The 22,469-nt window shown below is 71.3% G+C and carries 21 protein-coding genes and 1 tRNA gene; 13 read left to right on the top strand and 9 right to left on the bottom strand.

Features of this window, described 5'->3' with window-relative positions; genetic code table 11:
- Positions 1-19: 19 nt before the first annotated feature.
- A complete protein-coding gene (leuA, locus tag FHX46_RS02890; RefSeq protein WP_167110385.1) occupies positions 20-1,798 on the bottom strand; it encodes a 2-isopropylmalate synthase in 1,779 nt (592 codons plus the stop codon).
- A 213-nt stretch (positions 1,799-2,011) separates the two neighbouring features.
- On the opposite strand from leuA, the gene FHX46_RS02895 reads away from it, so the two are divergent.
- On the top strand, positions 2,012-2,401 hold the full coding sequence (locus FHX46_RS02895; protein WP_167110387.1) for a hypothetical protein: 390 nt from the start codon (positions 2,012-2,014) through the stop codon (positions 2,399-2,401).
- 22 nt (positions 2,402-2,423) lie between these two features.
- On the opposite strand, the gene FHX46_RS02900 is transcribed toward FHX46_RS02895, so the two are convergent.
- Both FHX46_RS02900 and FHX46_RS02905 read right to left on the bottom strand, forming a co-directional pair.
- A complete protein-coding gene (locus FHX46_RS02900; RefSeq protein ID WP_167110389.1) occupies positions 2,424-3,014 on the bottom strand; it encodes a nitroreductase family protein in 591 nt (196 codons plus the stop codon).
- Positions 3,014-4,213 (bottom strand): mannosyltransferase family protein, encoded by a 1,200-nt coding sequence (locus tag FHX46_RS02905; protein WP_313886004.1) that lies wholly within the window; start codon positions 4,211-4,213, stop codon positions 3,014-3,016. Before FHX46_RS02905 ends, FHX46_RS02900 begins: the two co-directional genes overlap by 1 nt.
- Before the next feature lie 172 nt (positions 4,214-4,385).
- Here FHX46_RS02905 and FHX46_RS02910 point away from each other — a divergent pair, with 172 nt between their 5' ends.
- The 4 genes from FHX46_RS02910 (at position 4,386) to FHX46_RS02925 (ending at position 10,152) form a co-directional block, all read left to right on the top strand.
- Complete coding sequence (locus FHX46_RS02910) at positions 4,386-5,648, top strand: aspartate kinase (RefSeq protein ID WP_167110393.1); 1,263 nt, start codon at positions 4,386-4,388, stop codon at positions 5,646-5,648.
- 1 nt (position 5,649) lies between these two features.
- Complete coding sequence (locus FHX46_RS02915) at positions 5,650-6,717, top strand: aspartate-semialdehyde dehydrogenase (protein ID WP_167110395.1); 1,068 nt, start codon at positions 5,650-5,652, stop codon at positions 6,715-6,717.
- Between the two features lie 136 nt (positions 6,718-6,853).
- Complete coding sequence (locus FHX46_RS02920) at positions 6,854-9,202, top strand: SdrD B-like domain-containing protein (protein ID WP_243871213.1); 2,349 nt, start codon at positions 6,854-6,856, stop codon at positions 9,200-9,202.
- Positions 9,203-9,279: 77 nt separating this feature from the next.
- Positions 9,280-10,152 carry an aldo/keto reductase family oxidoreductase gene (locus FHX46_RS02925; RefSeq protein WP_167110397.1) on the top strand — a complete coding sequence of 291 codons (873 nt, stop codon included), beginning with the start codon at positions 9,280-9,282 and terminating at the stop codon, positions 10,150-10,152.
- 10 nt (positions 10,153-10,162) lie between these two features.
- Here FHX46_RS02925 and FHX46_RS02930 read toward each other — a convergent pair whose 3' ends face one another.
- On the bottom strand, positions 10,163-11,350 hold the full coding sequence (locus tag FHX46_RS02930) for an MFS transporter (RefSeq protein WP_167110399.1): 1,188 nt from the start codon (positions 11,348-11,350) through the stop codon (positions 10,163-10,165).
- Between the two features lie 157 nt (positions 11,351-11,507).
- Between FHX46_RS02930 and FHX46_RS02935 the strand changes: the two genes are divergently transcribed.
- The 3 genes from FHX46_RS02935 (at position 11,508) to FHX46_RS02945 (ending at position 12,843) form a co-directional block, all read left to right on the top strand.
- Positions 11,508-12,005, top strand: a complete 498-nt coding sequence (locus tag FHX46_RS02935; RefSeq protein WP_167110401.1) for a hypothetical protein — start codon at positions 11,508-11,510, stop codon at positions 12,003-12,005.
- A 25-nt stretch (positions 12,006-12,030) separates the two neighbouring features.
- Complete coding sequence (locus tag FHX46_RS02940; protein ID WP_167110403.1) at positions 12,031-12,231, top strand: hypothetical protein; 201 nt, start codon at positions 12,031-12,033, stop codon at positions 12,229-12,231.
- A 99-nt stretch (positions 12,232-12,330) separates the two neighbouring features.
- Positions 12,331-12,843, top strand: coding sequence for a hypothetical protein (locus FHX46_RS02945; protein WP_167110405.1), 513 nt, complete (start codon positions 12,331-12,333; stop codon positions 12,841-12,843).
- A gap of 65 nt (positions 12,844-12,908) precedes the next feature.
- Here the strand turns inward: FHX46_RS02945 and FHX46_RS02950 are convergent, their stop codons facing one another.
- Positions 12,909-13,955, bottom strand: coding sequence for an alpha/beta hydrolase (locus tag FHX46_RS02950; protein WP_167110407.1), 1,047 nt, complete (start codon positions 13,953-13,955; stop codon positions 12,909-12,911).
- Between the two features lie 124 nt (positions 13,956-14,079).
- Here FHX46_RS02950 and FHX46_RS02955 point away from each other — a divergent pair, with 124 nt between their 5' ends.
- From FHX46_RS02955 to FHX46_RS02965, 3 genes are all read left to right on the top strand, one after another.
- A complete protein-coding gene (locus FHX46_RS02955) occupies positions 14,080-14,625 on the top strand; it encodes an NADPH-dependent FMN reductase (RefSeq protein WP_167121054.1) in 546 nt (181 codons plus the stop codon).
- Between the two features lie 64 nt (positions 14,626-14,689).
- Positions 14,690-15,109, top strand: a complete 420-nt coding sequence (locus FHX46_RS02960) for an organic hydroperoxide resistance protein (RefSeq protein WP_167110409.1) — start codon at positions 14,690-14,692, stop codon at positions 15,107-15,109.
- A 31-nt stretch (positions 15,110-15,140) separates the two neighbouring features.
- Positions 15,141-15,617 carry a Dps family protein gene (locus FHX46_RS02965; protein WP_167110411.1) on the top strand — a complete coding sequence of 159 codons (477 nt, stop codon included), beginning with the start codon at positions 15,141-15,143 and terminating at the stop codon, positions 15,615-15,617.
- A 49-nt stretch (positions 15,618-15,666) separates the two neighbouring features.
- Here the strand turns inward: FHX46_RS02965 and FHX46_RS02970 are convergent, their stop codons facing one another.
- The gene (locus FHX46_RS02970) at positions 15,667-17,496 is read right to left on the bottom strand and encodes a prolyl oligopeptidase family serine peptidase (RefSeq protein WP_167110413.1); all 1,830 of its coding nucleotides are present in this window, start codon (positions 17,494-17,496) and stop codon (positions 15,667-15,669) included.
- A gap of 38 nt (positions 17,497-17,534) precedes the next feature.
- Between FHX46_RS02970 and FHX46_RS02975 the strand changes: the two genes are divergently transcribed.
- The gene (locus FHX46_RS02975) at positions 17,535-18,281 is read left to right on the top strand and encodes a class I SAM-dependent methyltransferase (protein ID WP_167110415.1); all 747 of its coding nucleotides are present in this window, start codon (positions 17,535-17,537) and stop codon (positions 18,279-18,281) included.
- A gap of 347 nt (positions 18,282-18,628) precedes the next feature.
- Here FHX46_RS02975 and FHX46_RS02980 read toward each other — a convergent pair.
- The 3 genes from FHX46_RS02980 to FHX46_RS02990 form a co-directional block, all read right to left on the bottom strand.
- Positions 18,629-18,702 (bottom strand) — tRNA-Pro (locus FHX46_RS02980).
- Between the two features lie 29 nt (positions 18,703-18,731).
- Entirely contained in the window at positions 18,732-19,703 is a 972-nt protein-coding gene (locus FHX46_RS02985; RefSeq protein ID WP_167110417.1) for a metallophosphoesterase, read from the bottom strand.
- A gap of 93 nt (positions 19,704-19,796) precedes the next feature.
- Positions 19,797-21,959: a transglycosylase domain-containing protein gene (locus tag FHX46_RS02990; protein WP_167110419.1), complete on the bottom strand. Its 2,163-nt coding sequence runs from the start codon at positions 21,957-21,959 to the stop codon at positions 19,797-19,799.
- 213 nt (positions 21,960-22,172) lie between these two features.
- Here FHX46_RS02990 and FHX46_RS02995 point away from each other — a divergent pair, with 213 nt between their 5' ends.
- Positions 22,173-22,463, top strand: coding sequence for a WhiB family transcriptional regulator (locus FHX46_RS02995; RefSeq protein ID WP_167110421.1), 291 nt, complete (start codon positions 22,173-22,175; stop codon positions 22,461-22,463).
- Positions 22,464-22,469 lie beyond the last annotated feature (6 nt).

The raw sequence follows: 22,469 nt of genomic DNA on the forward strand, positions 1-22,469 counted from the left end.
GGCGGCCGGCCGTGTCGCGTCAGCGGTGGGCGCGGTTGACCGCGGACACCACGGCACGCAGGGACGCCGTCACGATGGACGGGTCGATCCCGATACCCCAGAACACCTTGTCGCCGACGGCGCACTCGATGTACGAGGCCGCCTTCGCGTCGTCGCCGGGGGTCAGCGTGTGCTCGCTGTAGTCCAGCAGCCGCAGGTCGTAGCCCACGGTGGACAGCGCGTCGAAGAACGCCGCGATCGGACCGTTGCCGGTACCGGTGATCTCCTGCTCCTCGCCGTCCACGCGGACGGTGGCACGCAGCTGGTAGTCGCCGTTGGCCGTGACGTGCTGGTTGATCAGCTGCAGCGGCGTCTCGGCCTCCAGGTACTCGCGGGCGAACGCGTCCCACATGGTCCGCGGGTCGACCTCGCCGCCTTCGCTGTCGGTGTAGCGCTGGATGACCTGGGAGAACTCGATCTGCAGCCGCCGCGGCAGGTCGAGCTGGTGCTCGGTCTTCATGATGTAGGCGACGCCGCCCTTGCCGGACTGCGAGTTGACCCGGATGACGGCCTCGTAGCTGCGGCCGACGTCCTTCGGGTCGATGGGCAGGTAGGGCACCTCCCACGGGAACTCGTCGACCGGTACGCCGGCCTTCTCCGCGGCGCGGTGCAGCGCGTCGAAGCCCTTGTTGATCGCGTCCTGGTGGCTGCCGGAGAACGCGGTGAACACCAGGTCGCCGCCCCACGGGGTGCGTTCGTGCACGGGCAGCTGGTTGCAGTACTCGACGGTGCGCTTGATCTCGTCGATGTCGGAGAAGTCGATCTGCGGGTCGATGCCCTGGCTGAACATGTTCATGCCCAGCGCGACCAGGTCCACGTTGCCGGTGCGCTCACCGTTGCCGAACAGGCAGCCCTCGATGCGGTCCGCGCCGGCCTGGTAGCCCAGCTCCGCGGCCGCGATACCGGTGCCGCGGTCGTTGTGCGGGTGCAGCGAGAGGATCACCGCATCGCGGCGGTCCAGGTTGCGGCCCATCCACTCGATCGAGTCGGCGTAGACGTTCGGGGTGGCCATCTCCACGGTCGCGGGCAGGTTCAGGATCACCGGCCGCTCCGGCGTGGGCTGCCAGATGTCGGTGACCGCGTTGCACACCTCGGCGGCGTAGGACAGCTCGGTGCCGGTGTAGGACTCCGGCGAGTACTGGAACCGGAAGTCGGTGTCGGAGTACTTCTGTGCGTACTCCACCACCAGGTCGGCGGCCTGCAGAGCGATCTTCTTGATGCCCTCGCGCTCCTCGCGGAACACCACGCGGCGCTGCAGGATCGACGTGGAGTTGTAGATGTGCACGATGGCCTGCGGCGCGCCCTCCAGCGAGGCGAACGTGCGCTCGATCAGCTCCGGGCGGCATTGGGTCAGCACCTGGATGCGCACGTCCTCGGGGATCGCGCCGTCCTCGATGATCTCCCGCACGAAGTCGAAGTCGGTCTGGCTCGCCGCCGGGAAGCCGACCTCGATCTCCTTGTAGCCCATGCGGACGAGCAGGTCGAAGAACTTGCGCTTGCGCGCCGGCGACATCGGGTCGATCAGGGCCTGGTTGCCGTCACGCAGGTCCACCGCGCACCACAGCGGCGCGCGTTCGATGCGCTTGTCGGGCCAGGTCCGGTCGGGCAGCTCGATGTTCTCCACCAGCTTGTACCAGGGCTGGTACCGGTGGAACGGCATCGAACTGCCGCGCTGCGCGTTCCACGCGGGCTGGTCGGCCGGGGCGGGGCGGGACGGCTTGCGAATGCGGCTCACGGTGGGATCGGAGCTGGTGGTCATGCTGGGAAACTCTCCTGCCGGATGATCGGGCGACCGGCGGCGTGACGAAGCCCCGCGACGGGGGGCCGGTCCGGATCAGGCCCCGTCGCGGCAGCGAAGCAGGAGAGCACGCGCCACGGAGCCACTGTATCCCGGTCGTGATGATGATGAAAAGCGCCCCGGTCGGTTACTCGCAGGTAGCCAAGTGGCGGCGGGCGTGGGAAACTCTCCGGCATGGCCGAGCACGCCGAGAAGCGCCAGAGCGACGTCGATGAGGACAAGCGTCCCGCGCGCGCCCAGCGCCAGGTGAACTGGGGGCGCGTGAGGGACCAGGTGGTCGGGCTGATCGCCGGCATCGTCCGCTGGGTCGGCCTGATCTTCGCGCTCATCCTGGTGCTGCACGTCATCTTCGTGGTCGGCGGCGCCAACCCGGACAACGGGATCGTGGCGTTCGCGCGCGACTGGTCCGACGGCCTGTCGCTCGGGTTCAAGGACCTGTTCGAGCCCGCGGACGAGAAGCTGCGCGTCCTGGTGAACTACGGCATCGCGGCGATCTTCTGGCTGGTGGTCTCGTCGATCGTGACCCGCCTCGTCCGGCGCCTCGGCGGTGCCGGCGTCGGCTGACCGCACCACCGCCGAGGGCCGGTCAGAAGGCGGGCGCGCCCCACTCGCCGGTGTAGGCGAACTCGCCCAGCGGCAGCCGTCGCCGCGACGAGCGTTCCCGCTCGATCAGCTTCGCCACCCCGAGCACCGCGGGGTCCCCGGCGTGCCCGACGGCGATCGCCACGCGCGGGACCGCGAAGGCGGGCACCGCGAACCGGGTGCGCACTTCGTCCGCGTCGAACCCGGCCATCTGGTGCGCCACCAGGCCCTCCGCGACCGCCTGGAGCACGAGGTTCTGCGCGGCCAGGCCCAGCCCGTACTCGGCGTAGGGGATCTCACCCTTGTCGTTGCGGGTCACCACGACCGCCACCAGCAGGGCGCCCGCCCGGTGTGCCCACGCCTGGTTCCGCTCGGTCAGCGTGCCGAGGATCTGCCGGAACGTGGCGTCCCCGCGCCGCCCGGCGAGGAACCGCGCCGGTTGCGTGTTGCCGAACGACGCCGCCCACCGCGCCGCCTCCAGCAGCGCCCGCAGCTGGTCCCAGCTCACCTCCCGCGTCTCGTCGAGCGCCCGCGGGCTCCACCGCTCGGCGATCACGTCCGTCAGGGGAACACTGGATTCGGCCGGTTTGCGCATCACACGGCATATTCCCAGACGGTGAGCGCGTACGCGCCGAACCACGCACTCAGCAGCGCGACAGCCGAGCACACCTGCACGACCGTTGCGGTCCGCCGCTTCGCCAGCGCGATCGCCACCGGGACCAGCAGCGTGAAGGCGGGCAGCAGGAACCGCGGCTTCGCGTGCATCAGGCTGCTCGATGCCAGGCAGAGGAACATGACCCCGGCGGCGTACACCGCCAGCACCGCCTCCCGGCGCTGGCGCACCAGCACCACGAACCCGGCCAGCGCGCCCGCGATCACCCCGACCGTCAGCACGCTCATCGCCGTGTTGCTGCCGGTGAGCACCTCGGCTACGAACTGCGCCGTGGACAGCCCGCCGTCGAACCGCGTCAGCCAGCCCTGCCACTCCAGGTCGGACCACGTGCTCAGCTGCTCGGCCAGGCCGGCGCCCGGGTGCACCCGCAGACCGGTCCACCACAGGTAACCGAACAACCCGGCGGGGGCCAGCGCCAGCGCGGCCAGCGGCCGGACACCGTCCGTGCGGCGCACCAGTGCGGTCACCGCGGCGACCGCGACCGCGATGATCAGCGCCAGCGCGGTCGACCGCACCAGCCCTGCGGCCAGGCAGCACACGCCGGCCAGCTCCCACCGCCGCTCCAGCAGCGCGACGAGCGTCCACACGGCCAGCGCGCAGAACAGCGCCTCAGTGTAGGCCATCGACAACGCGATGCTCATCGGCGTCGCCGCGAACAACGCGACCAGGATGTGGCCGGCCCGCCGTGAACCGCCGCGCACGATCCGCCCGAGCCGGGCCAGGCCGTAGGCGGCGCACAACCCGGCGACCAGCGAGATGATCAGCGCGGCTGCGGTCGCACCGAACGGCGGCGTCAGCACCCGGATCAGGAACGGGTACGCCGGGAAGAAGGCCCGGGAGGTGAACGGGTTCGGCACGTCGAAGGCGTCCGGAATGGGGCCGAGGTCGTAGCCGTGGGCGGCGATCTTCAGGTACCACTCGCCGTCCCACGCGGTCAGCCGCGACCACAGGCTCGTGTCGTGCACGGCGGCGAACACCGTGAGCACCACAACACCGAGAGCCCGCACACCGAGGTAGACCAGCGCCGGCAGCAGGAGTGTGCTGCGTCTCGACAGCGGTCCCCCGAGGTTTAGCGGCAGGCCAGCGGCCGCTTCGCCGCGCCGTTCCGCGGTGCCGCTCACTGCCTCCACGCCATCGCCTCTGGTTCGTTTTTGAAGATTGGGGCAAAACAGGTTAGACATTTTCCCACGCCGGTGACCAGGTGCAGTGGTCGGAGCCACATTACCGGGTGGCTGAGCGCCTAACCCCCGGTAGGCTGCTGCGAAAGGTGCGAAGTAGGAGGTCGGCAGACAAGTGGCGCTCGTGGTCCAGAAATACGGCGGTTCGTCGCTGGAGAGCGCTGATCGCATCAAGCGCGTGGCCGAACGGATCGTGGCCACCAAGAAGGCGGGCAACGACGTGGTCGTCGTGTGCTCCGCCATGGGTGACACCACCGACGAGTTGCTCGACCTGGCCCAGCAGGTCAACCCGGTGCCGCCCGAACGAGAGATGGACATGCTGCTCACCGCGGGTGAACGCATCTCCAACGCGCTTGTCGCGATGGCGATTTCGGCACACGGTTCCGAGGCGTGGTCGTTCACCGGGTCCCAGGCGGGCGTGGTCACGACGGGTGTGCACGGCAACGCGCGCATCATCGACGTGACGCCCAGCCGGGTCACCGAAGCCCTCGAGCAGGGCTACATCGCGCTGGTCGCCGGGTTCCAGGGCGTCGCGCAGGACACCAAGGACATCACCACCCTCGGCCGCGGCGGTTCGGACACCACCGCGGTGGCGCTGGCCGCGGCGCTGGACGCGGACGTGTGCGAGATCTACTCCGATGTGGACGGCGTGTACACCGCCGACCCGCGGATCGTGACCAACGCGCGCAAACTCGACACCATTCCGTACGAGGAGATGCTGGAACTCGCCGCGAGCGGGTCGAAGATCCTCCACCTGCGCTCGGTCGAGTACGCCCGCCGCTACGGCGTGCCGATCCGGGTTCGTTCGTCCTACAGCGACAAGCCGGGCACCACGGTGGCCGGTTCGATTGAGGAGATCCCCGTGGAACAAGCGTTGATCACCGGTGTGGCGCACGACCGGTCGGAGGCCAAGGTCACCGTCACCGGGGTGCCGGACCACGCCGGCGCTGCGGCGCGGATCTTCCGGGTCATCGCCGACGCCGAGATCGACATCGACATGGTGCTGCAGAACGTGTCCAACACCGCCGGCCGCACCGACATCACCTTCACGCTGTCCAAGGCCAACGGCCCCAAGGCCGTCGCCGAGCTGGAGAAGCTGAAGGGCGAGCTGGAGTTCGACTCCGTGCTCTACGACGACCAGGTCGGGAAGGTGTCGCTGGTGGGCGCGGGCATGCGCTCGCACCCGGGCGTCACCGCGACCTTCTGCGAGGCGCTGGCCAAGGTCGGCGTCAACATCGAAATCATCAACACCTCGGAGATCCGGATCTCGGTCCTGATCCGGGACGCGCAGCTGGACGACGCGGTGCGCGCGATCCACGAGGCGTTCGAACTGGGCGGCGACGAGGAAGCCGTGGTCTACGCAGGGAGTGGTCGCTGACATGGCACCAACGTTGGCTCTGGTCGGCGCGACCGGCGCGGTCGGCACCGTCATGATCGACATCATCAACGCGCGGGAAAGCGTTCCGTGGGGGGAGATCCGCCTGATCGCCTCGCCGCGGTCGGCGGGCAAGAAGATCACCGTGCGCGGCGAGGAGCTGACCGTCGTCGCACTCTCCCCGGAGGCCTTCGACGGCGTCGACGTCGCGATGTTCGACGTGCCGGACGAGGTGTCCGCCGAGTGGGCGCCGGTCGCCGCGGAGCGCGGCGCGATCGCGGTCGACAACTCGGGCGCGTTCCGGATGGACGACGAGGTGCCCCTGGTGGTGCCCGAGGTCAACGCCGACAAGGTGCGGGAGCGGCCGCGCGGCATCATCGCCAACCCGAACTGCACCACCCTGTCGATGATGGCGGCGCTCGGTGCGCTGCACCGCGAGTTCGGGCTGACCGAGCTGGTGGTCGCGTCCTACCAGGCGGCCTCCGGCGCCGGCCAGCCCGGCATCGACCGGCTGCAGGCCGAGCTGGCCGCGGTGTCCGGCAAGGGCCTGGGCGCGACGGCCGGGGACGTGCGGGCCGAGCTGGAGGCGGCCGGGCTGCCGCTGGCGGACACCCCGTTCGCGGGCACGCCGCTGGCCTTGAACGTCGTGCCCGCCGCCGGTTCCTACAAGGGCGACGGCTGGTTCTCCGAGGAGCTGAAGGTCCGCAACGAGTCGCGCAAGATCCTCGGGATCCCGGACCTCAAGGTGTCCGCGACCTGCGTCCGCGTCCCGGTGGTCACCACGCACTCGCTGGCCGTGCACGCCACGTTCGCGCGTGAGGTGACGGTGGAGGCGGCGCACAAGGTGTTCGCGGCCCAGCCGACGATCGTGCTGGTCGACGACCCGGCGAACGGGAAGTTCCCGAGCCCGGCGGAGGTCGTCGGCGGCGACCCGACCTACGTGGGCCGGGTGCGGCAGGCGCTGGACTTCCCGAACACGCTGGACTTCTTCGTGTGCGGGGACAACCTGCGCAAGGGTGCGGCGCTGAACACCTACGAGATCGCCGAGCAGCTCGCTCCCGAATTCGCCTGACGGACACGCAGAGTCGCCCCAGCCTCCCGGAAATCACTCTATTGGGAGGCGGCTTCTCCCTGGCCTGACATGAATGCGCTTCTAGTGTGGGCGCAGTCGTGGCAGTTCATGGCAGGGAGAAGTCGGGGAGCTCGCGTTGGCAAGGCATGTCCTGGCCGCGTTAGTGTGCGCGGTGGCGCTGCTCGGGTTGAGCGCGCCGCTGCTCGTGGCGACCGCGGACGACACCGACGGCCCGCTCACCGTGCGCATCGTGCGTGGCGAGACCGGGGTCGCCGGCGTCCTCGTCGTGGCCACCGATCCGAGCGGCGCCAGCGTCAGCGGGGTCACCGGTCCGGACGGGTCGGTTCAGCTCGCCACCTCGCCGCTGACCGGCGGCAAGTACCGCGTGGATGCCGTGATCCCGGCGTCGATGCCCGACGTCAAGCCGGCGCCGGAGGAGGCCAGCCGGGCCAGCCTGACCGAGTTCGTCGACGTCAGCGGCGGCAAGGCGGTCACCCTGACCATGGGTGTCGGCGGCCTGGACGGGCCGGTCCAGCTCGGTGACCGGGTCTGGTTCGACACCGACGGCGACGGTATCCAGGACGGGGACGAGCCGCCGCTGCCCGGCGTGCGCGTCCAGCTCCTGGCCTGCGACGGCGGTGGGGCGCCCATCGCCGAGAAGACCACCGACCGCGCCGGGCGCTACCTCTTCGGCGAAGCCGACGGGTTGCGGCCGGACAGCTGTTACACGGTCAAGTTCGACTTCGGCGGTGTGGACACCCGGCCACTGCCCGGTTCCCCGCCGGCCGATGGTCTCAAATGGACTGTTCCGCACGCCGGCGACCAGTCGCTGGATTCCGATGTGGACCCGGGCACCGGCGCGGTGCGGGTGGCGATCGGGCCGTCCGGTTCGGTCGACCACAGCGTGGACGCCGGCGTCGTCGGTGGTCTGAACCGGGTGGGCGACCTGGTGTGGGCCGACCTCAACCGCAACGGGGTGCAGGACCCGGGCGAGCCGGGGATCGCCGATGTCGGGGTGCGGCTGCAGAAGGCCGACGGGACCCTGGTCGCCGGAACCAGCACCGGCCCGCACGGCCAGTACCAGTTCTCCCACCTGCCCGACGGTGCCTACCAGGTCTGCTTCGACACCGCGAAGCTCCCGCCCCAGTACGGCGACTACCAGCTCACCCGGCCGCGCGCCGGCAACGCCGGCCAGGACTCCGCACCGGACCCGGCCACCGGCTGCACCGCGCCGACCGAGCTCAACCCGGGCCGCACCCAGGACCTCGCGCTGGACGCCGGCCTGGCCGCCCCGGTGAACCGCATCTCGGCGCTGGTGTGGCACGACACCGACGGCGACGGCCGGCCCTCGGTGGTCGAGCCGGGCATCGGCGGTGTGCCGGTGAAGCTGCGTGGCGAGGACGGGAAGCAGATCGCGATGACCACCACCGGGCCGGACGGGAAGTACGTCTTCGACGACCTGCCGTCCGGGTCGTTCGTGGTGTGCCTGGACCTGGCCGCCCTGCCGCAGGCCGGGGCTGACTTCACCCCGGTGACCAGGAGCGAGGCCTCTGGTGCCGACCCGGCGACCGGCTGCACGCCACCCGTCACGCTCGGCCTCGGCAAGCGTGAGGACACCGCGCTCAACGTGGGACTCGCCGCGCCGGGCAACCGCATCGGCGACCGGGTGTGGGTGGACACCAACCGCAACGGGATCGCCGACGCCACCGAGTCCGGTCCGAGCGGCGTGCCGGTCAAGCTGGTCCGCCCGGACGGCACCACGGAGAGCACCACGGCCACCGGGGCGGACGGGCAGTACCGGTTCACCGGCATGCCGGACGGCACTTACCAGGTGTGCGTCGACCGGGCGGCACTGCCCGCGCCGGTCACCGGGTACCAGTTCACCCGGCCCAGGGCTGGGGAGTCCACAAAGGATTCCGATGTGGACCTCGCCAGCGGGTGTGCGCCGCCGGTCGCGGTCGGCGCCGGGCACCGCGACGGCGGAGCCGTGGGCGTCGGCCTGGTGCCGCCACGCAACCGGGTCGGCAACCTGCTGTGGATCGATGGCAACGGCAACGGGATGCAGGACCCGGACGAGCCCGGCGTCGCGGGGGTGGTGGTGACGATGGTCGACGCCGCGGGCCGGCCGGTTGCCGTGACGCGCACCGCCGCGGACGGCTCGTACCTGCTCGACGACGTGCCGGACGGGTCGTACCGCGTCTGCGTCGACCTCGCCGGTCTGCCCGGGCAGTTCCGCGGCTTCCGGCTCACCGGCGCCGACGGCGACGCGGGCTGCACGGCACCGGTCACCGTCGGACCGCAGCCGCGGGAGGACCTCTCCGTGCGGATCGGCCTCGTCAGCGCCAGTCCGGCGGTGGCGACCGCCGCGCAGGAGTCGTCGAGCGGCGGTGGGTTCCCGGTCGGCTGGGTGCTGTTCGGGGCCGTCGCGGCGATCGGTGCGGTGGTCGGCGTGCGCTGGTGGAAGGCGGCCGGCGAGGACCTGTGACCCGGTGGTCCGGGCGGGACGGGATTCCGCGGGCCGCCTTGGCAGCTGCGCCGCGGCGGCTCCTAGGATCGACTGCCATGACTGCGCACACACTGGCCGGCGGCACGTTCCAGCTCGCGGAGGGGCTGCCCGTCGGGCGCATGGGCTACGGTGCGATGCAGCTGGCCGGCCCGGGCGTGTTCGGGCCGCCCGCGGACCGGGACGCCGCGGTCGCGGTCCTGCGCGAGGCCGTCGAGCTGGGCGTCAACCACATCGACACCGCCGACTTCTACGGCCCGTACGTCACCAACCAGATCATCCGCGAGGCCCTGCACCCCTACGACGGGCTGGTCGTCGTGACCAAGGTCGGTGCGGTGCGGGACGCCGAGGGCGCCTGGATCCACCAGCGGTCGCCCGAGCAGCTGCGCGCCCAGGTGCACGACAACCTGCGCAACCTCGGTGTCGACGCGCTCGACGTGGTCAACCTGCGGGTCGGCGGCGGGGACGACGGGCACTCCGCGGTGCCGGGCTCGATCGCCGAGCCGTTCCTCGCGCTCGTGGAGATGCAGCAGGAGGGGCTGATCAGGCACCTCGGGATCAGCACCGTGAACGCCGAGCAGGTGGCCGAGGCACGGTCGATCGCCCCGATCGTGTGCGTGCAGAACGCCTACAACGTCGCCCACCGCGAGGACGACGAGCTGATCGACTCCCTGGCCGCGCAGGGCATCGCGTACGTGCCGTACTTCCCGTTGGGCGGGTTCTCGCCGCTGCAGTCGGAGGTGCTGGACGCGGTGGCCGCCCGCCTCGGCGCGACTCCGATGGCCGTCGCGCTGGCGTGGCTGCTGCGGCGCTCGCCGAACATCTTGCTCATCCCGGGTACGTCGTCGCTCGGCCACCTGCGCGAGAACGTGGCCGCCGTGTCGCTGGACCTGCCGGACGACGTGCTCGACGCGCTGGACGCGCTCGCCTGACGCGGCGTGGTCAACGCACGGCGACGGCGGCGGTGGGGGCCCTCCGCCGCCGCAGCCCGGCCCCCGCCGCCGCGAACCCGAGGCCGAACAGGCCGGCCGCGGCGAACCCCCAGCCGGGCGCCGTGTGGTCGATCACGAACCCGATCACCGGGCTGCCGGCGCCCATCCCGAACCGGGTGGCCGCGTCCAGCAGGCCCATCGCCTCGCCGCGCACCCGCGGTGGCGCCAGGCCCGTGACCTCCTCGGCGGTCGACGCGAGCGTCGGCGCGCACGCCAGGTTCGTCGGGACCAGGGCGAGCGCGAGCAGCCACCACGGCAGCCCGGCGACGAGGCCGACCGGGATCACCAGCACGGTCAGCAGCACCATCAGGCGCAGCGGGGACAGTGACTGGCGGACCGCGCCGTGCACGATGCCCCCCGCCGCCGACGCGACGCACATCACGGCGATCACCACGCCGGTCCAGGTCACCTCTCCGGTGGCCCGCAGCGCCGCGAGGGTCGCCAGCTCGGTGCCGATCAGGCAGAACAGGGCTCCCGACGCGACGAGCAGTGCGCCGACGAGGCGCGGCGTGACCCACTCCCGCATGGGTGGGCGCTCCGCGGTGACCGTCTCGGCCTCGTGCCGGATCGGCGGGTTGAACCAGCACAACGCGACGGTGCCGAGGGCGAAGCACGCGCCGATCCCGCTCAGCGCCGCCGTCGAAGACAGCTGCGTCGACAGGGCGATGGCCGCGGCGGGGCCGGCCATGTAGCTCGTCTCGAGCAGGATCGAGTCGAGCGAGTAGGCGGACCGCCGGGACTCCGGCGGCACCAGCGCGGTCAGCACCTGGCGGGCGATCGACGTGGCGGGCAGTACGAGCGCGCCCGCCGGTAGTGCGGCCGCGAGCAGCGCCGGGTACGGCAGGTGCGGGGTGGCCAGCCAGAACGCCGCCGAGGTGAGGCCGCAGACCGCGCTGACCGGACGCAGGCCGTAGCGGTCGATCATCCGGCCGACGAGCGGCGCGCCGAGGGCGCTGCCGAGCATCGTCGCCGTCCCCACCAGGCCGGCCTCACCGTAACCGCGGCCCAGGTCGGTGACGACGTGCAGGGTCAGGGTGAGCCCGGTCGCGGTCATCGGCAGCCGGATGAGGAAGAACAGCAGCATCGTCGTCCGGACGCCGGGCACAGCGAGGACGCGGCGATACGGCTGGAGGGACATGCTCCCACTCTGGCACGCCCGTGCAACTCCATTTCGGTGCCGGGTTCTGCGTGCCCGGCGGGGTGAAGATCAATCCCGATCGGGTGGCGGCGCGCATGGTCCCGCATTTCGTTGGTATCTCCGCCTCGCGTCAGGCACCCACATCAGGAGGTAGGGAATGAAAGCCACGCTCGCCCGGATCGTCGCCATCGTGGTGGCAGGCAGTGCGCTCGCCTTGGGCGGTAGCGCTGTCGCTTCCGCCGACGGGTCGGGCACGTCGAGCACGCAAGCCGCCGGGGACCAGCTCGCGCAGCTGCGCCAGGAGCTGGTCGACCGGGCCTACACGGCGGACGTGCCCGGCACCCAGCGCGCGCTCGGGCAGATGAGCCCGCTGCTCGGGGACCTCGCCACCGGTGAGCAGTACACCGTTCAATCGGACACGCGGGAGACCGCCGCCTCCGCGCAGGACGACGCCACCACGGCGAGCCGGATCATCGCCGACCCGGCTCAGGCGGAGCACGTCAAGCAGGCTCCCGCGGTGCCGTCGGCGCTGCCGAACCTGCCGCCGCCGCTGGACATCGTCGCGGACCTGCTGAAGACCCTGATCCAGAAGCTCACGGACCTGCTGAATGCCCTCGTCGGCAACCCGCCGGCGCTCACGGTGCCGACGTCCTGACAGCTCACCGGGCGGCAAGGCTCCGATGTGGACGATCCACATCGGAGCCTTTTTCGTCCCCCGTGCGGGCGAGAGCAGCAGTTCGGGTGAGTTTGATCAACCAGGGGGTGATCCGGCCACGGAGCGCGATCTTCACGCGGCCAATTTTGATCAACCGGGCGATGCAGTACTGGTGCGGGTTCACCGGATGCGGTTGCCGCGCCGCAAGATCGAACTCGGCACGTGAGCGTTCGGCCCCCGGCGCGGCGTGGTGCCGAGTGGTGGGAGATCAACTTGGCAGGTAGTCAAGAGCGTGACAGGTCCACCGAGGCCAGGAGGTAGGGAGATGTTAGGCAAGTTCGCCCGGGTCATCGCCGTGGCGGTGGCCGGCAGCGTGCTGGCGATGGGCGGCGCCGGCGTCGCCGCCGCCGGGGGCAAGGGCACGTCCAGCACGCAGGCCGCCGCGGAGCAGGTCCTCCAGTTGCGCGACCAGCTCGCGAGGGCCGCCTACGCCGGAGATGTCGCCGGTACCCAGCGTTCGCTCGGCCAGATGAGCCCGGTCCTCGGTGACCTCGCCGCGGGGCAGAAGTACAGCATCCAGTCCGATGCGCAGCAGACCGCTGCCACCAGCAACGACTACGCCACCGAGGCGAGCCGGATCCTGGCCGACCCGTCGAAGGCGGGCGAGGTCCGCCAGCTGCCGCCGGTGCCGGACATCCCGGACCTGCCGCCGCCGCTGAACATCGTCAGCAACCTGCTCAAGAACCTGTTGAAGACCGTGACGGGTCTGCTCGCTTCGCTGCTCGGCTCGGCTCCGCCACTCCCAGTGCCGGTGCCGGTGCCGGTTCCGGTGCACTGACCAGCTTTTCCGGCAGGGGGAGACCGGGATCCGATGTGGACGTCCACATCGGATCCCGGTCTTTTTTACGCCCGCAGTCCCACGCGCAGGGCGCCGGCCGCCTCCGAGGTCGCCTCGCGGAAGCGCCTGCCGATGCCCAGGAAGTTCACGTAGCCGTGGATGAGGTCCGGCTGACGGCTCAGCGTCACCGGCACGCCGGCGGCCCGCAGCTTCGCCGCGTATTCCTCGCCCTCGTCCCGCAACGGGTCGAAGCCGGCGGTCGCCACGTAGGCGGGCGGCAGCCCGGTGAAGTCCTCGGCCAGCAGCGGTGACAGCCGGGTGTCGGTGCGGTCCACCCCGGCGGGCGCGTAGTGGTCGAGGAACCAGGTCATGTCCGCGTCGGTGAGGAAGAAGCCGTCACCGAACAGCTCCCGCGACCGGCGCCGCCTGCTCGCGTCGACACCGGGGTAGAGCAGCATCTGGAACGCCGGGGCCGGGCCACCGCGCCTCGTCGTCACCTGTGCGGTGACGGCCGCGAGGTTGCCGCCCGCGCTGTCCCCGCCGACCGCGATCCGCTCCGGGTCGGCGCCCAGGTCGGCGGCCTTCGCGTGGGCGTAGCCGAACGCGGCGATGGCGTCCTCGGTGGCCGCCGGGAACGGGTGTTCGGGCGCGAGCCGGTACTCCACCGACAGCACCCGCACACCGGAGTGCTTGGCGAAGTACCGCGCGGTGTTGTCGTGGCTGGCGCGGCTGCCGATCACCCAGCCACCGCCGTGGAAGAACACCAGCAGCGCCGAGCCCGACGGCAGGCCCGCGGGCTCGTACAGCGTGGCCGGCAGCGGGCCGTGCTCCGCCGGGATGTCGATCTCCCGGGTGCGGACCGGTTCGATCCGCGCGCCGCTGACCAGGGTGCCGGATTCGACGATGCGCCGCCGGGCCTCCTCCGGGGTGTCCGAGGACATGCTCACCCGGGCGATCTGCTGGAGCCGGAGCAGCAGTTGTGCGTCGAGTGCCAGCTCCTGGCCGTCCAGCCGGACCGGGCGCCCGGCGATGAGCCGGCGGGCCGGCTCGGGGAGCCCGAAGATGAACGGAGCCGCGACGGCTTCGACGCGGCTCAGCAGTGAGGTCGCCATGCCCCGCAGGTTACTCACTGGTAGGCGCGCTGGCCAGGTGTGATCGGCGCCTCCGTCCCAGATCCTGGTCCTCCACTTAGGTAGAGGGGCTAGCCTCGGTTGCGTGACTAGTGCGGCGATCAACGTGGTCGGTATCGGCGGTTCCCTGCGCCCGGGCTCCCAGTCGGAGCGGGCCCTGCGGATCGCGCTGGACAGCGCGGCCGAGGCCGGCGCCCAGACAGTCGCCCTCACCGGCCCGGACCTCGTGCTGCCGTTCTACGACTCGGCGATCACCGAGCGCACCCCGGAGGCGACCCGGCTGGTGGAGGCCATCCGCCACGCCGACGGGCTCGTCATCGTCTCGCCCGGCTACCACGGCGCGCTGTCCGGGCTGATCAAGAACGCCCTGGACTACGTCGAGGACCTGCGCCCGGACCGGCGCCCCTACCTGGACGGCCGGGCGGTCGGGCTGGCCGCGGTCGCCTACGGCTGGCAGGCGGCGGTGACCACGCTGGACCAGCTGCGGACCATCACCCACGCCCTGCGCGGCTGGCCCACCCCGCTGGGCGGTTCGCTGAACACCGCCGAGGTCAAGTTCGACGAGGTCGGCGGTGCCTCCGAGGAGAAGGCCGTCACCACCCTGCGCCTCATCGGACGGCAGGTCGTCGAGTTCGCCCGCGCCCGGCACTGAGGATTCGTTTCCGCCACTGGTGGGTATTCCCCGACCGAAGCCTGCCGCCAGGGGAGGGAACCACGTGCAACCGGTCTACACAGCGGTCGCGACCGCGCGCGGTGACGGGCGCAACGGCGAGGTCACCTCGTCGGACGGGGTGATCGACGAGCAGCTGGCCGTGCCCAAGGAGATGGGCGGGCCGGGCGGTGAGATGACGAACCCCGAGCAGCTGTTCGCCGCCGGGTACGCGGCCTGCTTCCACGGCGCCGTGCGGCTCGTGGCGCGGAAGGCCGGCGTGGACCTGACCGAGTCGTCGGTCACCGCCGAGGTCGGTATCGGCCGCGACGGCGGTGAGCTGGAACTGGCCGTCAAGCTGATCGCGCACCTGCCGGGCCTGCCGCAGGACAAGGCCGGCGCGCTGGCGGCCCAGGCGCACCACGTGTGCCCGTACTCCCGTGCGACCAGGGGAAACATCCAGGTCGAGATCACCGCGACGACCTGAGGAAGAGTTGCCGACAAGGAGGATTGTTTCGATGGCGAACGCACCCATCCAGAGCCCGCTCAGCCCGGCCGACAAGGAGATCACCGGTAACGCGCTGCAGGCCGCGCTGGTCGACCTGGTCGACCTGTCCCTGATCGCGAAGCAGGCGCACTGGAACGTGGTCGGGTCCAACTTCCGCAGCGTGCACCTCCAGCTGGACGAGCTGGTGGCTACCGCGCGCAACTACGTGGACGAGGTCGCCGAGCGCGCCAACGCGATCGGCATCTCGCCCAACGGCAAGGCCAAGACCGTCGTGGAGAGCTCCGGGCTGCGCGAGTACCCGGACAACTGGCAGAGCGTGGAGTCCACGATCGAGAACGTCGTGAAGATTCTCGCCGACCTGATCCAGCGCATGCGCAAGCGCATCGACGAGACGGACAAGAGCGACCTGGTCACCCAGGACCTGTTCATCGAGATCACCCACGAGCTGGAGAAGGCCCACTGGATGTGGCAGGCGCAGACCGCCTGATCCAGGGCTGAGCGCGGGCCCCGGGGCGCTGTCCCCGGGGCCCGTCGCGTCAGCTCAGGCCGACCGCTTTCATCGCGAAGTGCACTTCGGCCGCGGTCTGCCGGATCGTTTCGGCGATCACCAGCGAGCCGTGCCCGGCGTCGTAGCGGTAGAACTCGTAGGGCAGGTCGCGCTGGGCCAGCCGCTCCAGGTAGTTCTCGATCTGCCGGATCGGGCAGCGCGGGTCGTTGTCGCCGGCCAGGACCAGCACCGGTGCCTTGACCGCGTCGACGTAGGTGATCGGCGAGCACTCCCGGTACACCGCCGGCACGTCCTCCGGGGAGCCGCCGAACAGCGCCCGGTCGAACTGGCGCAGCTGCTCCATCTCGTCCTCGTACGCGGCGACGTAGTCGGCCACGGGCACGCTCGCCACCCCGGCCGCCCACCGGTCCGGCTGGGTGCCCAGGGCGAGCAGCGTCAGGTAACCGCCCCAGGACGCCCCGGCGACCACCGTCCGCGCCGGGTCGCTCAGGCCGCTCTCGACGGCCCAGTCGTAGACCGCGGCGACGTCCTCCAGCTCGGTCAGGCCCGGCCGTCCCTCGATCGCGTCGCGCCACGCCGAGCCGTAGCCGGTGGAGCCGCGGTAGTTGACCTCGACGACGGCGAACCCGGCGTCCAGCCACACCGCGCGGTAGGCGGAGAAGCGGTCCTCGTCCGTCGCGTGCGGGCCGCCGTGCAACGTGAACACCGTGGGCAGCGGCCCCTCCGGCGCGGCCACCGGGCGGGCGACCAGCGCGTGCACGCGGCCACCGGTGCCCTCGACGAACGCGTCCGTGACCGGCGCCGAACCGGGTGCCGGGTCGCCGGGCGGGGTGAGCAGCACCGTGTCGGTGCCGCCGGTCGCGCGGGCCCGGACCACGCCGGGCTCGGCGGCGCTGGACCAGGAGTACTCGATGGTGCCGTCCGGCCGTACCCCGGCGCCGCCGATCCGGCCCGGCGGAGTCTCCACAACGGACAGTTCACGGGTGGCCAGGTCGTAGGAGTACAGCGCGCTGCGCGCCTCGTGGAAGTGCACGACGAGCAGCGCGTCGGCCTTCGGGTACCAGGTGGCGGCGACCTCGCCGGGCAGGCCGAGGTCCAGCTCCTCCTCGGTGTCCGCGCCGACGTCCCAGATCAGCAGCTCCTCGCGGCCGCGGCGCTCGTGCAGCACCAGCAGCCGCTGGTCACCGGCGATCGGGGAGAACTCGAGCGGCGTCAGGCCCTTGCCCTCGCCGTCCCACTTCTCCGCGACGGCGGTGAAGCCGGTGGTGTTCACGACCCGGACCGCGGGGTGGCGGGAGTCACCGTGTTCGGCGTGCGAGATCGCGAGCAGCGACTCGTCGCGGGACAGCGCTGCGACCCCGGCGTCCTGGTCGCTCGAGTAGAAGCGGGTGGTCTCGCCGTCGCGGGTGGCGAACAGCTCACTGCCGTCGTCGGTGGAGACGCCGGCGGCGATGACGCGGTGACCGATCTCCAGCCCGGCCGGGTAGCCGGCGTGGACGCCGGGCAGGGCGGGCTCCGCGGGGCCGCCGTCGAAGGGCTGGCGCTGCCAGACGCCGAACTCGTCACCGTCGGTGTCGTCGAACCACCAGATGGCCGAGCCGTCGGGCGCGGGCGTGGCGTGCAGGGTGCCGTTGGGGCGGTCGGTGACCTGGCGGTGCTCGCCGGTGCCGCGGTCCCAGGCGTAGACCTCCCAGACGCCGCTGGCGTTGGAGACGTAGATGTTCTTCTCCGGCGCGTCGAGGGCCCAGTCCGGCACCGACACGCGCGGCGCGTGGAACCGGGCGCGCCAGCGGGCCTCGGCCTCGGGGTCGTCGAAGAGGCGGTCGGGGATGGTCGCGGGCGGGTGCTGGGTAGTCACCCCTCGATCCTGCCAGCAACTGCCCGTACCGTGTGCGTGTGCTGGAGGGATACGCGCCCGGGGTCGAGCGGGACGCGCTGTCGATCATGGCGTCACGCACCGCAGCCGACCGTGCGGAGTACGTGTTGCGGCTGCTGCGGCCGGGCATGCGCGTGCTCGACGTCGGGTGCGGCCCCGGCACGATCACCGCGGGCCTCGCCACGATCGCCGGGCGGGGTTGCGTGGTAGGCGTGGACCGGGATCCGCGTCAGTTCCCGGAGTCGTCCACAGTGGAGTTCGTTGCCGGGGACGTGTACGCGCTGCCGGTGGCGGACGAGAGCGTGGACCTGGTGTTCGCGCATGCGCTGGTCGAGCACCTGGCGCGCCCGGCCGACGCCCTGGCGGAGATGCGCCGCGCGCTGCGGCCGGGTGGCGTCCTGGCTCTGTCTACTTCGGACTGGTCGCGGGCGCGGCTGCGGCCGGGGACGGCGAACGTCGCCGCCGCGCTGCGCGGGCACTACCTGTTGCGGCGGCGGGCGGGTGGGGACCCGTTCGCGGGGAAGCACGTGGCGTCGTGGGTGTCGGCCGCGGGGTTCCGGGACGTGCGGACGCACGGCCGGTTCCGGTCGGACATGTCGTACCGGGCGTTGGCCCGGTACGTGGAGGCGCGGCTGGACGCGGCGCTGAGCGCTTCGCCGGTGGACCGGGACCAGCTGGCCTCGGCGGCCCGCTCGGCATGGGCCTGGTCACACAGCGGAGACGGCGAGTTCGCCCAGTACTGGGTAGAACTCCTGGCAGTGAAGTGAGCCGCTACCCCGCCCCGCGGTACTCGGCGCGGACGTCGCACGCGCCCCACGCGGCAACGGGCGCGAAGGTCGCCCCGCGACACGCGCCACACCGGTCGCCCCAGGCGGCACTCGCGGTCGAGGGTATTTGTCTGCCCGTAAGTGGCGATCGGCAGTTCAGGACCTCGGCGCGGACGTCGCTTCGCGACACGCGCCACACGCGGCACCCGGCCGCTCCGGGCGGTACTCGCGGGGGGTCCAGGGGGCTTGCCCCCTGGCGGGGGTCTGGGGGTTCGACCCCCAGAGGACACAACGCGGAATCCCCCTGTCCGCGCTTTCCGCGGACAGGGGGATCCCTGGATAACGCGTCGGGGTGGCGGGATTTGAACCCACGACCTCCTCGACCCGAACGAGGCACGCTACCAAGCTGCGCCACACCCCGATGTACTGCTCAGCGGGTCGAGGAAGAGTTTAGCGGACGTCGCTGCGGGCTCTGCGGGGGGTGGCCTTGGTGGTCTCCGGGCTTGTCTGGCGGCGTTCGACCAGCGTCAACAGGGTCGCTTCGGGTGGGCAGGCGAAGCGGGCGGGGGCGTAGGGGGAGGTGCCCAGGCCGGCTGAGACGTGCAGCCACATGTGGGCGCCCCAGCGGGAGGCGCCGCGGGCGCGGGAGCGGTCGAGTTCGCAGTTGGTGACGAGGGCGCCGATGCCGGGGATGCGCAGCTGTCCGCCGTGGGTGTGGCCGGCGAGCACGAGGTCGTATCCGTCGGCGGCGAACGGGTCGAGGATGCGCGGCTCGGGTGAGTGGGTGACGCCGAGGCGGAGGGTGGCGGTGTCGGCGGGGCCGGCGATCTCGCGGTAGCGGTCGCGGTGCAGGTGGGGGTCGTCGAGGCCGGCGGCGAACACGGTCTGCCCGGCGACGGTGAGGGTGCGCCGGACGTGGGTGAGGTCGTGCCAGCCGTGTTCGAGGAACGCCGCACGCAGGTCGCGCCAGGGGAGTTTGGTGCCGTGGATGCGCTTCTTCTTGCCGCGTGGCATGAGGTAGCGGGCCGGGTTCTTCGGTTTGGGTGCGTAGTAGTCGTTGCTGCCGAACACGAACAGGCCGGGCCGCTCGAGCAGCGGGCCGAGCGCGCGCAGGACGGCGGGCACGGCTTTGGGGTGGGCGAGGTTGTCGCCGGTGTTGACGACGAGGTCGGGGTCGAGCCGGTCGAGCGCGGCGACCCAGCGTTGCTTGGTGTGCTGGCCGGGCAGCATGTGCAGGTCGGAGATGTGCAGGACCCGCATCGATTGCGCGCCGGGTGCCAGGACGGGCAGTTCGGCCTCGCGGAGCACGAAGTGCCGCCGTTCGATGCCGGAGGCGTACCCGATCGCGGCGGCGCCGAGCGCGACCGTTCCGGCGGCGAGGCGTTTGGCTGTCAGCTGATGGCTGTCACGGACCGTGCTCACGCGACCCAGGATACGGGTCGGCGGGCTGGGAACGCCGGGTGTCGCGGGCGGGCACGCACGGCCGGACCGCGGGTCCGCGGTCCGGCCGTGCGGTCAGCGAGCCCGCTCGTACCGGGGATCCGACGGCGGGAGCGGCAGGATCGGATCGTTGGGCGTGAGGATCTTGCTCATCGCGCCGAACCACGTCCGGGCCGGTGTCTTGCCACCGAACATGTTGCCGTTCTCGCAGGTGTAGACGTTGCCGGGCCCCCCGTCGCAGAGACCGCCGCTGCCGCCCTCGGGCCGGAACACCATCGCGGAGCCGGCGAGCTGCGGGGTGCCGCCCACGAACGCCGCGGAGCCGTTGCTCTGCGTGGTCCCGGTCTTGCCGATCATCTGACGGTTCCAGTTGACCTGGGCGGCCGCGGCGGCGGAGGTGCCGCCGGGCTGGTCGTCCTTGCTCATGCCGATCGCCAGCGTGTTCGCGGCGGCTTCGTCCATCACCTGCTCGCACGGCTGCTCGCTGATCGGGATGGGCTTGCCCGTGCGGTCCTGGACCTGGCCGATCGGCGTGGGCGGGCACCAGGTGCCGCCGCTGAGGATCGTCGCGGCGACGTTGGCCATTTCCAGGTTGCTCGTCGCGGACACCCCGAGGGTGAACGCGCCCTGCCCCGGCGATTTGTCGGTCGGACCGAAGTAGGCGGTCTGCGTCTTGTTCTCGCCCGGGTTCTTCGAGTCCGGCTTGACCTCGCCGCCGCCGATGTTGCGCGACATGGTCTCGCGCAGGCCGAGCTTGCTCGCCATGTCGACGACCGGCCCCATCCCCGTCTTCTCCTCGAGGATGACGAACGCGGTGTTGGGCGAGGTTTGCAGACCCTGTTGCAGCGTCATCGTCCGCGTGCCGCCGTCGTAGTCCGTGGCGTTGCCCAGGCAGTACGCGTAGGTGCCCTGGGCCACCAGTGGACATCGCTGGCGGTTGCCGCCGGTGAACACGTTCGACACGTAGAAGTTGGGCACTTCGAACGTGTCGTAGATGCCCATCACGTGGTTCTGGAGCGCCGCCGCCGAGGTGAAGATCTTGTAGCTCGACCCGGCGCCACCGGTGTTGTACACACCCGAGGGCAGCGCGTAGGTGGTCTGCCCCGCGCTGGCGTCGGTGCCGTAGTCGCGGTTCGCGGCGAGCGCGACCACCTCGTGCCGGTTCTTACCGGGCCGCACCAGGGACAGCGTGTTCGCCACGTTCTTCTGCGTCTTGCTGACCTGGGTCTGCGCGGACACCTTCGCCTCGTGGTTGGCCCGCTGGTCCATCGTGGTGCGGATGGTGTAGCCGCCGCTGTAGAGGTCGGCCTTGGTCATGCCGTGGGAGAGCAGGTAGTCCTGGACGTACTGGCAGAAGAACCCGTTCTCCGGGCCGGCGCCGATGCAGTTCGCGGCGGGTTTCGACGGTCCGCCGGGCACCACGCCCAGCGGCTCGGTCTTCATCCGGTCCGCGTCGGCCTTGGACAGCTTCAGGTTGTCCACCATGCGGTCCAGCACCAGGTTGCGGCGCTCGGTGGCGCGGTCCGGGTGGCTCCACGGGTCGAACGCCGGCGGGTTGTTGACCATGCCCGCGAGCAGTGCGGCCTGCGTGACCGACAGCTTGTCCGCCGTGGTGTTGAAGTACGCCTGCGCGGCCGCGCCGACGCCGTAGATCTTGCGCGAGAACTCGACCACGTTGAGGTAGCTGGTGAGGAGCTGGTCCTTGGTCATGGTGTGTTCGAGCTGGATCGCGATCCGCGCTTCCTTGAGCTTGCGGGCGAGCGACTGCTCCTGGGCCTTCTGCTGGCCCACCGGGTCGTCCCGGTAGATCACGTTGATCATGTAGTTCTTGACGTACTGCTGGGTGAGTGTGGACGCACCCTGGGTGTCCCCGCCGGCGCTGTTGCTCAGCGCCGCACGCAGCGTGCCCTTCCAGTCGACGCCGTGGTGCTCGTAGAACCGCCGGTCCTCGGTGGAGACCAGGGCCCATTTCATGGCCTCGTTGATCTGGTCGCTCGCCGTCGGAATGCGGTACTGGTCGTACAGCGTGGCGATCTGGTTCCCCGCCGAATCGGTGATCGTGGTGACCAGCGGCGGCGGGACGTTGGCGAGTTCGGCGGACATGCTGTCGACCGTCTCGCTCGCCCTGTTCGAGGCCACACCCGCAGCGCCGACCACGGGGAACAGCACCCCGGCGACGAGGATCCCGGCGAGCAGGCACAGGCCGAGGAGTTTGAACAGACCATCCGTCTTGCGCACGGTGGCCAGGGTAGTGGGAAGTGATGTTCGGCCGTCGGGCCGCGTGCGCCAAATACCACGGGAACGCCAGAACCGCGAGGTGTTCCGGTAACGAATTTCCTTCGGGCCCTTGGCGATGGGAACCGTCGGCCTCTACAGTCCGTCAACGTCTCACGTACGGCGGAGCCGGGGAGGCTCCGGGTGAGCAGGCACACCACGAGGGGAGCTTGGGGGATGGAATCCACACCACAGAGCTGGCGCATCCGCGCCCTCTGCCGGGACGCGGATCCGGATGAGCTGTTCGTGCGGGGAGCGGACCAGAACCGGGCGAAACTGGTCTGCATGGGATGCCCGGTGCGCACCGAGTGCCTGGCCGAGGCGCTGGACAACCGCATCAGCTTCGGGATCTGGGGCGGGATGACCGAGCGGGAACGCCGGGCCCTGCTGCGCCGCCGGCCGGACGTCGAGTCCTGGTCCGACCTGCTGGACTCGGCGCGGAAGGACTTCGCCGAAGCGGCCTCCTGAGGTCGC

It is taken from the genome of Amycolatopsis viridis (genome assembly GCF_011758765.1).
In the GTDB taxonomy this organism is placed as follows: domain Bacteria; phylum Actinomycetota; class Actinomycetes; order Mycobacteriales; family Pseudonocardiaceae; genus Amycolatopsis_E; species Amycolatopsis_E viridis.